The following is a 13,087-nucleotide window of genomic DNA, read 5'->3' on the forward strand; positions in this document are numbered from 1 at the left end:
TCAGATGTTATTAATCGCTAGCCTCTACGGCGATCTTCTGTAACCGCGATTGTTATCAATTCCTGCCCCTGACTGACGGTATCCCCGACAGAAATCTGAACGGTTTGAACAATTCCATTGACCCGGGAGTTGATTTCATTTTCCATCTTCATTGCCTCCATTTTGAACAATGGCTGTCCCATTTTCACTTCATCGCCAGATTTGACCATAATCGCTATGATCGCGCCTGGAATGGGGGCCGTCACACTTCCCTGCCCACCACCTCCACCGGGAGCGGTAGCAGGAGCCACTGGAGCCGTATTTCTTGTCAAACTACGGTGGGGCTTTGGTGCCGCGGTACCCCGCTCTGTGATGACATCCCTGATTTTAACGGAATAGGATTTGTTATTAATTTCCACTTCAGCGGCTTCCGTGGAAAAATCTTTGACGGTGACAGTATAGGGTTTGTCATTGATCGAAAATTCATATTTACGCATCTTGTCTCCTACGTGGTAATGAGCGCATTTTTCCTGCGGAACCCCACAAAGAACGCTGATCATTAGAAATTGTAATTTTTTGAATGTCCGCTCCGGAAATGGCTTCTAATTCCATATGAATCACCAGTCCGAGCAGGCTCATGATTTCGTCTTCATCACCGGCGATTCCGGTGTTCCCTTCTTCCGTTTTATGTTGTGAGGTTGAAGAAGAAACCTTTTTTTTGGTAATTTTATCCATCAAGTCAAGCATGTTGGCTAACTGGGAGATGAACAGACTGATAAACGCCAGTCCCGCAAACACAACAGCCATTCCAATAATGGTAATTCCAATTCCGTTTCCGTCAATGACATTTTGAAAACTGAAAGCATCCATAAGTTTTTTCCTGGAAAAAGATTACAAAGGAATATTTCCGTGTTTCTTCGCGGGAATAGTATCGTGCTTATGTTCGAGCATCATCAGGGCCTTGATGATCCGGAATCGAGTCCTGTCAGGCCTGATAATATCATCGATGTAGCCTCTTTTTGCGGCGACGTAAGGATTGACAAACTTTTCAGTGTACTCATCTTCCTTCTCTTTTTTGAGAGCGGCGGGATCATCCGCGGTCTTCATGTCACGGGCATATAAAACTTCGACGGCTCCTGTTGCGCCCATCACCGCGATTTCTCCTGTAGGCCACGAATAGTTGATATCTCCGCGAAGGTGTTTGGAACTCATGACACAATAGGCGCCTCCGTAGGCTTTACGGGTAATGACGGTGACTTTGGGAACTGTCGCTTCGGCATAGGCATACAGCATTTTGGCACCGTTTCTGATGATTCCGCCATATTCCTGAGCTGTTCCGGGTAAAAATCCGGGAACATCCACAAACGTCACTAACGGGATGTTGAACGCGTCACAAAAACGTACAAATCGAGCGCCTTTGATGGAAGAATTATTGTCCAGGACACCTGCCAAATATTTGGGCTGGTTGGCCACAATTCCCACGGACTGTCCGCCGTAGCGGCCAAAGCCGATAATCAGGTTGGGCGCATAATCAGGCTGGATTTCAAAAAAATCACCATCATCCACAGTATTCACGATCACTTCCGTCATGTCATAAGGGGCGTTGGGATTTTCAGGAATCAAATCATTCAAATATTCAATTTCACGATCTGAGGGATCATCTGTTTCCAGAAATGGCGGTGGTTCCATGTTGTTTTGCGGCATATAGGAGAACAGCCGTTTGAGATGATCAATCGCTTCTTCTTCACTATTTGCGGCAAGATGCGCGACACCGCTTTTGGAGGTATGAACATCGGCACCACCCAGGGTTTCTGTATCCACATCTTCATGGGTCACTGTTTTAACCACTTTCGGGCCAGTCAGAAACATATAGCTGTTATTTCTTACCATCACCGTAAAGTCAGTCAGCGCAGGCGAATAAACCGCTCCCCCGGCGCAAGGACCGAAGATCCCTGACAATTGAGGAACCACACCTGAAGTCATCACATTTCTTAAAAAGATGTCAGAATAACCCGCCAGACTTTCAATGCCTTCCTGAATACGGGCACCGCCGGAATCATTCAAACCGATCACAGGCGCGCCGTTTTTGACGGCCATGTCCATGACCTTACAAATTTTTTCAGAGAAGGTTTCGGAAAGGGAACCACCTAGCACTGTGAAATCCTGAGAGAACACATAAACCAGACGTCCGTTAATGGTTCCATAACCGGTGACAACGCCATCGCCCAGTATTTCCTGTTTTTCCATGCCGAAATGAGTGCACCTGTGGGTTTTGAACATATCAAATTCTTCAAAACTTCCTTCATCCAGGAGCATATCCAAACGCTCTCTGGCGGTTAAACGTCCATTGTCATGTTGTTTTTTAATCTTGTCAGCCCCACCTCCCAGTTTGGCTTTCTGTCGCATTTGCATTAATTCATCTACTTTTTTTGACATATACTCCTTTTATGTTGAGTAGCGTGTTGTTGCCCCATTTATTATTTAAAAAGCATGGTTCCTATTTCGACTCCGTGTCATCCCAAACGCCTGTGAGGGATCCTGGACTCCAGATGAGGATCTCTCCCTTCGGTCGAGATGACACTGCTGTCCTGTTTTGAACCATTCCATTAAAAAGTGAAGGATTTGCCTGAATCGGCATAAAAACCAATGAGTTGAAATCAGCCATTATAATAGATTTGATACAGGGTTTCTCTCCCCAGAGCTTCATCAACTTTATGCTGTAAATCGCCTCTGGCAGGACTTTCCAGCCACTTGTTCCAGTCATCGAGTGTTTTCCAGGTACTGATCACAAGGTGTTCTTCAGGATCATCAAAATTGATCAATGTTTCACCGGAGATATATCCCGGTTGGGTCATCGCCATGGAGCGCATCTTTAAAAGAAGTGGGCGCATGGCTTCTTCCTGTTCTTTATTCACTCGACGTAAAATAATAATTTTCACAGCCATTTCAAATCTCCTCTTGACAGGTTAGCATTGATTGCTCTCTTGACGATCCCGCATACAGCAACTCACAATTCGAGGATTCCATGTATGCGAGACATCTTCGTTGAAGGGTCAGTAGTTATCCTCTTTCAAATTTTTTCAGGAAGAGCAACAACTTTTTTTATTGTCAGGATCGTCATGAAAACTTCTCTGATCGTTTCAGCGCATAAAACACTTGCCCGGCAGAAATCCCCATATCGTTGGCTGGAATGTTGCGAGGTGTAAGCACTTGAAAATCTTGTTGTAATCGCTGTTTCAATTGTTGAGACAGAAAACGGTTCTGAAAACAACCGCCACTGAAGGCCACCGTTTGAATGCCGGTTTTATTTGCCAGATGCCTGGTCACTTCCACAAAGATTTCTACCAGAGTCTGATGAAATTTTCCTGAAATCACGGAATTGGGAAGGTTGTTTAATTTGTCCTGAACCATCGCGCGGATCAACGACGACACCTGAATTCTGAGCAACCCGCTTTCGTTCTGCCAGGACCATGGATAGCACTCCTTCTGAGTCGGATCGATAATGCTCTCCAGCATCATTGCGGCTTGTGCTTCATAACTCGCACGCTGTTTTAATCCCAGGAGCGCGGCGACCGCATCAAACAGACGCCCCACCGAAGAGGTCAGCGGGGCATTGAAATTTTTCAGCCACATGGATTCAGTAACACTCATGGACTCCTGCGGAACATTTTGAAAACAGGCCAATGATTTCCAGTCGCCCCCGGTTCCATAAGCCTTCAGGCAATAAGCCTGGGCCAATCTCCAGATTTCCCTGACCGCAACATCGCCGCCAAGCAGTTTTTGATTTTCAAAGCTGGCGGCACGTTGTAAACCTTGCCCTTCGTCCACAAAAAATTCTCCGCCCCACAATAATCCGTCCTCACCATAACCGGTCCCATCCATCACAATTCCAAGCACTTCGCCTTCATAATGATGTTCGGCCATCACACTATAAACATGGGCTTTGTGATGTTGCAGAGGAAGGCACTGTAAGCCGCTTTCCTGTGCCCAGATTGTTGAGAGATAGGCAGGATGCAGATCATGAACAACCTGTTCCGGATGAATATCGTAAAACGCGGAAAACGAGTCTATCAACTGCTCAAAAGTCTGATACACAGACCGATTTTTTAAGTCGCCGATATAAGGCGAAATCAAGGCCTGTCCATTTTTCCAGAGACAGATGGAGCTTTTCAATTCCGCACCGACCCCCAGCACCGCCCCATGTTTTCCAGAAAGATTCAATGACCGGGGAGCGTAGCCTCTGGATAAACGAATGAATTGCGGGAGATCCTCCACACAATACATGACAGAATCATCGCACCGAAAATGAATGGGTCGGTCATGACTCAGAAAAAAATCCGCCACATCGCCCAAATGGGAAACACACGCCTCATCAGCAATGATCATGGGTTCGTCCACAATATTGGCGCTGGTGCACACCAACACGCTGAAATGGCCCTCCGCAAACAATAGATGATGCAACGGCATGTTGGGGAGCATGAATCCCAGCGTGTCCAATCCGGGTGCGACTTCCTGTAAAAAAGGCGGGGGCTGTTTGACCTTCAGTAAAACAATGGGACGCTCCGGAGAACAGAGCAGTTGTTTTTCAGTGGCTGAAAGTTCACACCAGTTTTCAATGGTTTGCAGACAATCGGCCATCAAGGCAAACGGTTTTTCTTCACGCTGTTTTCGCTCACGTAATTTCCGGCAGGTGCTTTCCATGAACGGATTCGTCATGAGTTGGAATCCGCCCAAACCCTTGAGCGCGATAATTCCGCCCTGTTTCAAGGCTGAAATCGTTTTTTCCAGTGCGTCATTCCGGTAACAGAGGATCTCTCCCCGGTTGTTGGACAAAAACAATTGGGGGCCACAATCGGGACAGGCATTGGGCTGGGCATGGAATCGACGATCCAGCGGATTTTGATATTCGGTGTGGCAGGCGGCACACATGGTGAAAGTTCCCATCGTGGTTTGTTCACGATCATAGGGAACTCCTTTGATGATGGTGAAGCGGGGGCCGCAATTGGTGCAATTGATAAACGGATACCGATACCGGCGATCCTGCGGATTGAACAACTCAGCCAGGCAATCGTCACACACGGCGACATCAACCGAGACAACACGATTGCCGCTTATTCGATGTTCGCTGTGAAGAATGACAAACCCGGAATCAAACTCAGGCGGAACATCCTGGATGCGCAACGATTCAATGACAGCCCGGGGAGGAATGGAAGACTGGAGGGTGGACAAAAATTGTTGAAGGGCGAACTCCTCTCCTTCGATTTCCACCCGGACATCTGACGCGATATTTTTTACATGTCCGGTCAATCCCAGCGCGGTGGCAGATTGATAGACAAACGGACGAAATCCGACGCCCTGAACGACCCCCGTTATTTCAATTTTTTTTCTGACGTTCATGGAGGCACTATTCGTTGACTTCGATGAAATCAATATTCAATTCCTGGCCTGACAGTATTTTTGCAAACCCCTGACATTTGTCACAAACCAGAAATCCATCTTCCGCATGGAATTGATGTCCGCAGTTCTGGCATTCGCCCATCAGTGGGATGGCTTCGATTTCCAGCACCGCACCCTCGGCCACCGTGTTTTTGGTGACAACCTCAAACGCAAAGGTCAACGCTTCCATAACAACTCCGGATTTTTCACCAACCCGTAAACCGATTTTCAGCACCTGGCTGGCCCTGGCTTTTTCTGCTTCACGCAATACGATTTCTACAATGTTTTCCATCAAAGAGATTTCATGCATGTCGGGACCTATCTCTCAAAATCATTATCCTCCTGAGAACCATAGGTGAACCAGGTCTGGCAGGTTCCATCCACTGAAACCATACAAGGTCCGTAAGGGGAATTGGGGGTGCAGACATTGCCGAACAGCTTGCATTCCGTGGGGATGATTTCCCCCAGAATAACGCGATGGCATTGACAGGCAGGATGCCGTGCTCTGGGCGGATAAGGCGGGTTTCCGTCCAGATGTTTTCTGGCGTCCACATGGTCATACTCCGGCCTCAGCGTATAAGCGGTGTCGTCCACGATATCAATCCCTCGCCAAATGCCGGGTTTTCGTACAAAAACCTTGTCCAGAATGGCGAGCGCTCTGGTGTTTCCATATTCCTGCACCGCTCTTGGAAACGCGTTGATAATCTTTGCGTCTTTGTTTCGAATCAATAGCAACAACTCCAGAATTCCGGCCAGAAGATCAACAGGCTCAAACCCTGTCACCGTACAAGGCAGATTGAATTCCGGAATCATGAAATCATACGCATGAATTCCCGTGATGGTGGCGGCATGACCGGGCAATAAAAATCCCTGCAATGAATCATCATGCACTTCCATCAGCAGTTTCATGACAGGCGGTAAATAGCGATTGGCGATCAGGAAATATAAATTTTCAGGCACACCCCGCTGGATCAAGGCCGCGACTCCGGCGGCTGTGGTTTCAAAGCCTACCGAAAAAAAGACAAATGTTTGTGAGGGATTTTCCCGGGCCATCGTTACCGCGTCGAATGGACTATACACCATCTTCACGCTTCCGCCATCTCTGCGGGCCGCTTCCAGGGAGGTCTTTGTGGCAGGCACCCGGATCATGTCTCCGAAGGTCAGAACGGTGGTATTGGGCGCATGAGACAGGGTGATGGCCCGGTCAATGTCTTCTACGGGACAAATACAGACAGGGCATCCAGGCCCGGCCACGATGTGAACATTGGCGGGAAGCAGTTGTCGGATTCCGTAACGGACGATCTCATGTTCATGTGTTCCACAAACATGCATGATTTTTACCGTGGACATTCCGGAACTCACTTGCCTGATTTGATCAGCCAGGCCGGAAACTAGTTCTTTGCTTTTGTAAAGTTGCGGGTCCATTGTCATGATCATAACTCACGTACCGTGTACGAATTTTGCGGTTGAGAGATTGGCATCTTTCAAAAAGAATGAATTTTAGTTTACAGTTTGCCCTTCAATGTCATACCTGCGAAGGCAGGTATCCAGTCCGTTGCCCGTGAAATGGACTGGATTCTCTCCTGTGCGGGAACGACAGCAAAGTGTCAACTACTTTTGAAAGGTGCCGAGGGATTTCTATTGAATTCTCATTCCTGCGAAGGCAGGAATCCAGTCACAACGATGAGAGCGACTCATATAAGTCCTCCCATTGAGGATTATGTTCTTCAATGAGCCTTATTTTCCAAAGTCGTTTCCATTTTTAAACTATTTCTCTCTTTGTATGGCAGCATTAATATCTGATGTTGACTCATAATAGACTAAACGGTGAACTTTGTATTTACTGGTAAATCCTTTGATTTTGCTGGCAAGAATATAAACAAAGTACGTCTTCATAACGATTGGGCTGGATTCCTGCCTTCGCAGGAATGACATAAAACATGATATTTCACAGGATTGGCGAGATTCATACACGCAAGATGAGATAATAAGTCAATTTTATCACAAGATTAAAAAATCATTGAATATGCTACCGGGTATAAATCTAACTGTTCAATTTATGAATTGAGTTTGAAGGCCGAGATGAGTTCACTGAGCACTTTTGCCAGATGATTGAGATTTTCCGCGTTTTTCTGGTTTTGAGACACTCCCTGACTCACATCTTTTACGGCAACTCTTATTTGTTGCACGTTTTGATTGACTTCTTTCACGCCCCAGGCCGCCTCGTTGCTGGATCGAGCGATTTCGCGAACCCCTGTAACGGCTTCGTTCACATTGCGGGTCGATTCTGTGGCGGCAGAGGCCGCTTCTTCGGCGGCTTTTGAAATCTCGCGTAATTTTTCACTGGCATCCTTGATGGTTGTGGCAGATTGTCTGGTTTCTCCGGCAATGGTGTCACTGGTCTGTGTGATTTTTCCAACAGTATCACTTTGTGCTTTCGTGGCTTGAGCAATGGCCTGATTGATGGAAGACACTTCCTGGATGACCTCACTCACCTGTTTGGTGCTTTGAAGCGCATGAGAGGATAAACCCTGAATTTTCTGACTATGTTCCGCGATTTCTTCATTGGCCTCAATCGTTTTTTGTGCCAGATCCCTCACCGCCGCCGCGACAACTGAAAATCCCCGCCCTGCGTCTCCCGCCTTGGCCGCTTCAATGGCGGCATTGAGTGAAAGAATATGGGTTTGGTCCGTGATATTTCGCACGAGTTTCACAATGTTGTCGATGCTTCCAGCCACTTTTCCCAACTGTTGCATGGATTCAAGCATGGTATGCGCATGTTCATTGGCTTTATCCGACATGCTCATTGCCTGGCCTGTTTTTATGGCAACCTCTGTCAGTGACGCTGTGGTTTGCTCCAGATTTCCTGACATTTCCTGAATATCCTTATAAATATGATCAATATTGTAGTTGATCGCTTCAAGATTTTGAGAGGACTCCCCGGCATTGAGTGCCACTTTCTTAATACTCTGATTCAATGTTTCAATTGAATTTGCGACCTGTTGCACATTGCTGGAGGCCTGTTCTGTCGAGCCTGCCACACTGACGACATTGGCGGTAATCTGCTCTGACGCGGAAGCAATGGTGCCCAGTTTATTATTGATCTCAATGGTTTTATTGTGGATGTCCTTGCTTTGATGATCCAGTTCCTGTGACGACTGTTCCAGTTCAGCAATCTGATCACGGATGTTGCCGAGAATCTGTGCCAGTTTCTTGACAAAGCGATTGAAAAGTCGGCCAACAAGCCCCATTTCACTCTTGGATTTTTCATCCAGATACCGTGTCAGATCGCCATCCCCCTGAGTCAAATCCTCAAAGTTACTGGTGAGTTTGGTAAGCGGGTTCTGTAGCGTTATTCTTAAAATGATCATGATGATCACGGCCACAGGAAGTGTCACCACCGCGATCACCATCAGATTTTCAAAAACGGTGTTCCATTTCTGTGATTGCACAAGCGATTTGTCAATTTTGACTTCCAGTGCTCCCGCATATTCCCCTTGTTTCCACTGTGTATGGCAGATGATACAATCTCGTTCCACCAGCATTTCATACACAAAAGAAACCTCCCGGTCGTTTTCATAATGCGTGCGGTGCTGTTCATTGAACCGGATATCGGGAGGCAATGCCATGTGGCAATCAGGACATTTGAGGCCTTTCACCTCCATTTCATCCTGATGTTTTTTTGCCATATCGGTTTGATCCAGATCTCTCAAATTCCAGTCTTCTCTCAGATAACGCCCCCGGCTTTCCTGATACAGTTGGATATTCGGATTTGCGATGATTCCGGTTTTCCTGTCATAGGTAAAGGGTTTCCCGACAGTCACCTCTCCGGAATGGTAAACCATGAGTTTATGACGGGAATAGAGTGCCGTGGATTTCACATTATCGAGTTTCGCGATACTATTGAGCACATCCTGAAAGGTTTCTCTTTGCCCTTTGCTGATGGATTCACGGGAATGCTCAACATAATTATCCAAAACGCTGTAGCCCATTTTCACCAACTGTTTTTCCAACACCGCACCCTGCACAAAATACAGGACAACCAGGGCAATGAGAGTCATGACAAAGCCACTGAGGACTGACAGAAAAATGGCTCTGAACACCAGAGAATTCTGAAACCGGATTCGATTTTCCATGAGACCTTTAGATCATTAAAATTTGTTTTTTATCACACGAGGATCGTCAAAACGATGGAACATGATTTGTCGGGGAAATTTTTCACCGGCACAGCCAATACAGGGATGACCGGCCTTGATGCAGGTGTTGGTATTCCCGTTGTAGCCCATGATAATGCAGTCATTGCGGGTAACAGGGCCCTGGCATCCGAGTCTGAACAAACAGCCTGAATCGCCAACAAATTCTGCAAAATGCCCTTCCTGGTAATCGGCGTAATACAGGCATCGTTCATGGATGGTTCTGGCAAAAAACTTTTTGGGCCGAAAATGCTTATCAAGTTCGGGAAGAGATCCTTTTTTGAGAAGATGCAGAATGGTGTAGGTGATGTGCTCCGGTTTCATGGGGCAACTTGGAATATTTACAATCGGTTTCGAAATATTGCGTTGTTCCAGAAAACGATCGAGAGGGATATTTCCTGTCACGGGGTCCATGCTGGCAATGCCGCCCAAGGTGGCACAGGTTCCGGCGCCAATGCAGGCTGTCGCTTTGGCGGCGAGCCGTTCAACCCAGTAAGTCAGCGGCTTATCGGCAATCATGCAGGTATGTGGCATCTTGACAGGGATTCCGCCTTCAAAAACCAGAATATACCCTTTTCCGGACTGTGTGAGTTGATCCAGAATTTCTATAAACTGATGTCCCGTTGCTGAAGATAAATCAGGATGAAATACCAGGGATACAAATTTGGTGATCAAATCCACCACCGGGACATCTTCAATGTTCAGAAACGCGGTTGAACATCCTGAACAGGAAGTTCCATGGAGCCAGACAACCATCGGTTTTTCAGCGACAGTGTTGTCGGCGGCCAGCAAATCCTCAAAAGAAATAAACGCGGATGCTCCTATAACAACAAGGGCTTCATAGATCTTACGCAGTGCTTCTCTTCGTGTTATATTTTCTCCCATAATTCCTCCGTAAAAATCATCAATGGACAGCACAAGCCAGACAAGGGTCTGTAGAACGGACAATCCGGGCCAGTTCAACAGGATTATCCGAATCCTGCACTTTGGTGCCCAGGAGCATTTGTTCCACGGCACCCGGACGACCGGAAGAATCTCTGGGTGAAATGTTCCAGGTTGTCGGCACAATCATTTCATAATTTTTGATATAACCTCTGTCATCCGTTTCAATCCAGTGCGCCAGTGCGCCGCGAGAGGCTTCTGTCAGACCATAACCTCTGGCGTTTTGAGGCACGTCATGCTCGACAAACGCGACTTTGCCGGGTTCCAGTTGATCAAGCTGTTCCCGGATCAGGTCAATGGTCAGCGTGGCGGAAATATAACGGCACAGATGGCGTCCCATCACAGAAGGGTAGTCTTCAAGACTGATGCCCAGGGTTGAATTGATTTTATCCACCAGCGCGTTCAATTTCGGATTTTTTCCACTTTTGTAAGTGGTCACAACTCTGGCCACCGGCCCAACTTCAACCACTTCGCCCTTATAACGCGGAGCACGTGACCAACTGTATTTACCAGACTCTTTTTTCTGCTCATTTTCAAATTCATGCTCACTGATGGGAATCAACTGGTCAAACGCCAGTGGTTTGGTTTGAGCCGAACCCGTGGTCTGGTAATATGAAAAAGTCATGTCTTCCTGGATCTGATTGACATCCAGCGGGGAATAAACCCCATTGATCAGAGAACCTCCTGAAAAAATCGGATTGTTCCCGTCTTTGTCAAAAAAATGCGGATACGACAGCAGATTTCCATAGCCACGGCCTTCTTTGAAATAGGTTTTGAATTCTTTGGCAACACCCACCAGATCATTGAAGTATTCATTCTTGATAAACCGTTCCGATTTTTCAAAAATGGTTTGATAGTGGGCGATCATACTCACGGAAGGTACCGTTGTGACACCTCCCGCTTCGATGGTAATCGGATGCGGGGCTTTCCCGCCGAAAATGCACACCATTTTGAGAAAATCCGCCATCACGGGCAAGGCTTCCACATAATGCTTGATCGCGCTGACATTCAACTCCTGATTGGTGCAGTAGGCGGCTTTGTAACGGGGAAGAAACGGTGCCGCCGGAAAGATTTCCCGATTTTTGAGTTCACTTTGAACCCATGCTTTGAGTCCGAGCAGTGTTTCGTCACGGCCTTCATATTTCAGACAGGCGGTGATGTCGATAAAATCGAGTGCGCAGAGATGGTAGAAATGCAGGAGATAATCCTGAAGCTGGTAAGCGCCGTTGATAAGATTTCTCAGAATTTTTCCATTGGTATTGGGGGTGATTCCCATCGCCATTTCCAGTGCTCTGCCGGCCGCTTCCGCATGAGCATAGGGGCACACGCCACAAACTCTCTGGGTTACCTGCTGGGCAACTCTCGCGTCATAGCCAATGAGCGCTTTTTCAATTCCGCGAAACATCTCCGCGGAAGCCTTAGCCTCCACGACGATGCCGTTTTCAACCTGAGTCGCGATTTTTAGATGCCCTTCAATTCTCGTCAAAGGATCAATGACGATTCGTTTGCTGGCCATACTTCTCCTGTAGATTTAAAAAGAAAATTTGATGTTGGGCGGTCAGAATGTGCCTGTTGTCAGGGGTGACTGAGGGAGGGATAGCAAATACAATTGATAAAGGCAAATGCCAATTTTCCTGGTTCCCTACCTCTGGTGGGGAACCCTCCTTCTCCCACCTCCGGTGGCTTGCCAAGGAGTAGTGGAAGGGCACCAGAGGTGCATTTTGGAACGGTTCCCGAAGACATCCTCGTCTGTTAAGTTAAGCTCTGTGAAGGCACTGGCACCAATTCCCCCTTGGTTTAAGGGGGTTAGGGGGATGTTATTCTGAGATTTAAATCCCCCATGCCCCCTTTGAAAAGCTTAACTTTGGACACATTTCCACAATTGAAATTTTTATGCTAAGCTGAACATCCAGTGACAAAAACAAACCATGAATCAGTGGAGGTTCTCATGTTGATAACTAGAGCTTAGCCGAAAAGGTTTTATTCAGTAAAAATGTATTTAAAATTTCATAAAATTCATCATACTCTGCTGAAATGATTTCAAATTCTTTCATAAAGAGGAGTATGACACCTAACCCAAAAACATTTATAAAATCTGAAAATTTTATAATTTTGACAGAACCAGATACGGAATTTGAAAAATATTTATCGGAAGCATATCAACTGACTCAGCGAGAACCCAAAATTCTGGAAATGATTGAACAGGATTTACAGAAAGAAGCCCTGAAGCAGAAGAAAAAACGTTTGGACGATCAACAATGGCTCGATTCCCAAACGCCTCTTCTGGCAGATATTGAAGAGATGAAGTCCAGTGAAATCAGCGCGGAAACGTTGAAGCTTCAGACAGGTTGCCCTCGCATGACACCGGAAGTAGTGTTTATTTTTTTGATGATTCGTGGCTATTTGGGCGGCATAAAGTCTCAGGTCTCGCAAATTTTTCTGAGGGAATCCATGACCGTACGTCTGTTTTTGATCCATCGGGGCATAAAGATGCCTGGAATGAGTACGATTCTGGACAATATCAATGGAGTCAGTAA

At 46.7% G+C, this 13,087-nt stretch carries 11 protein-coding genes; 1 reads left to right on the forward strand and 10 read right to left on the reverse strand.

Annotated elements, in window-relative coordinates; translation table 11 throughout:
- Positions 1 to 17: 17 nt before the first annotated feature.
- From HQM11_15760 to HQM11_15805, 10 genes are all read right to left on the reverse strand, one after another.
- The gene (locus HQM11_15760; protein ID MBF0352487.1) at positions 18 to 476 is read right to left on the reverse strand and encodes a biotin/lipoyl-binding protein; all 459 of its coding nucleotides are present in this window, start codon (positions 474 to 476) and stop codon (positions 18 to 20) included.
- Entirely contained in the window at positions 469 to 849 is a 381-nt protein-coding gene (locus HQM11_15765; GenBank protein MBF0352488.1) for an OadG family protein, read from the reverse strand. Before HQM11_15765 ends, HQM11_15760 begins: the two co-directional genes overlap by 8 nt.
- A gap of 21 nt (positions 850 to 870) precedes the next feature.
- A complete protein-coding gene (locus HQM11_15770; protein MBF0352489.1) occupies positions 871 to 2,415 on the reverse strand; it encodes an acyl-CoA carboxylase subunit beta in 1,545 nt (514 codons plus the stop codon).
- Positions 2,416 to 2,636: 221 nt separating this feature from the next.
- Complete coding sequence (locus HQM11_15775; GenBank protein ID MBF0352490.1) at positions 2,637 to 2,924, reverse strand: antibiotic biosynthesis monooxygenase; 288 nt, start codon at positions 2,922 to 2,924, stop codon at positions 2,637 to 2,639.
- Positions 2,925 to 3,096: 172 nt separating this feature from the next.
- Positions 3,097 to 5,376, reverse strand: coding sequence for a carbamoyltransferase HypF (hypF, locus tag HQM11_15780; protein MBF0352491.1), 2,280 nt, complete (start codon positions 5,374 to 5,376; stop codon positions 3,097 to 3,099).
- Between the two features lie 7 nt (positions 5,377 to 5,383).
- Positions 5,384 to 5,725: a hydrogenase maturation nickel metallochaperone HypA gene (gene hypA / locus HQM11_15785; GenBank protein MBF0352492.1), complete on the reverse strand. Its 342-nt coding sequence runs from the start codon at positions 5,723 to 5,725 to the stop codon at positions 5,384 to 5,386.
- Positions 5,726 to 5,733: 8 nt separating this feature from the next.
- A complete protein-coding gene (hypD, locus tag HQM11_15790; GenBank protein ID MBF0352493.1) occupies positions 5,734 to 6,846 on the reverse strand; it encodes a hydrogenase formation protein HypD in 1,113 nt (370 codons plus the stop codon).
- Positions 6,847 to 7,472: 626 nt separating this feature from the next.
- On the reverse strand, positions 7,473 to 9,551 hold the full coding sequence (locus HQM11_15795) for a methyl-accepting chemotaxis protein (GenBank protein MBF0352494.1): 2,079 nt from the start codon (positions 9,549 to 9,551) through the stop codon (positions 7,473 to 7,475).
- Positions 9,552 to 9,566: 15 nt separating this feature from the next.
- Positions 9,567 to 10,493: a hydrogenase small subunit gene (locus HQM11_15800; GenBank protein ID MBF0352495.1), complete on the reverse strand. Its 927-nt coding sequence runs from the start codon at positions 10,491 to 10,493 to the stop codon at positions 9,567 to 9,569.
- Positions 10,494 to 10,512: 19 nt separating this feature from the next.
- Positions 10,513 to 12,066 carry a nickel-dependent hydrogenase large subunit gene (locus HQM11_15805; protein MBF0352496.1) on the reverse strand — a complete coding sequence of 518 codons (1,554 nt, stop codon included), beginning with the start codon at positions 12,064 to 12,066 and terminating at the stop codon, positions 10,513 to 10,515.
- Between the two features lie 548 nt (positions 12,067 to 12,614).
- Here HQM11_15805 and HQM11_15810 point away from each other — a divergent pair.
- Positions 12,615 to 13,087 (forward strand): ISNCY family transposase (locus HQM11_15810; protein ID MBF0352497.1); only part of this gene is annotated, 473 nt, incomplete at its 3' end.

Source organism: SAR324 cluster bacterium (assembly GCA_015232315.1).
GTDB lineage: Bacteria > SAR324 > SAR324 > SAR324 > NAC60-12 > JADFZZ01.

Excerpts from the sequence above, each read along its gene's own strand:
- HQM11_15760 (MBF0352487.1), bottom strand. The coding sequence starts at position 476 with ATGCGTAAATATGAATTTTCGATCAATGACAAACCCTATACTGTCACC.
- HQM11_15765 (MBF0352488.1), bottom strand. The coding sequence starts at position 849 with ATGGATGCTTTCAGTTTTCAAAATGTCATTGACGGAAACGGAATTGGA.
- HQM11_15770 (MBF0352489.1), bottom strand. The coding sequence starts at position 2,415 with ATGTCAAAAAAAGTAGATGAATTAATGCAAATGCGACAGAAAGCCAAA.
- HQM11_15775 (MBF0352490.1), bottom strand. The coding sequence starts at position 2,924 with ATGGCTGTGAAAATTATTATTTTACGTCGAGTGAATAAAGAACAGGAA.
- hypF (MBF0352491.1), bottom strand. The coding sequence starts at position 5,376 with ATGAACGTCAGAAAAAAAATTGAAATAACGGGGGTCGTTCAGGGCGTC.
- hypA (MBF0352492.1), bottom strand. The coding sequence starts at position 5,725 with ATGCATGAAATCTCTTTGATGGAAAACATTGTAGAAATCGTATTGCGT.
- hypD (MBF0352493.1), bottom strand. The coding sequence starts at position 6,846 with ATGACAATGGACCCGCAACTTTACAAAAGCAAAGAACTAGTTTCCGGC.
- HQM11_15795 (MBF0352494.1), bottom strand. The coding sequence starts at position 9,551 with ATGGAAAATCGAATCCGGTTTCAGAATTCTCTGGTGTTCAGAGCCATT.
- HQM11_15800 (MBF0352495.1), bottom strand. The coding sequence starts at position 10,493 with ATGGGAGAAAATATAACACGAAGAGAAGCACTGCGTAAGATCTATGAA.
- HQM11_15805 (MBF0352496.1), bottom strand. The coding sequence starts at position 12,066 with ATGGCCAGCAAACGAATCGTCATTGATCCTTTGACGAGAATTGAAGGG.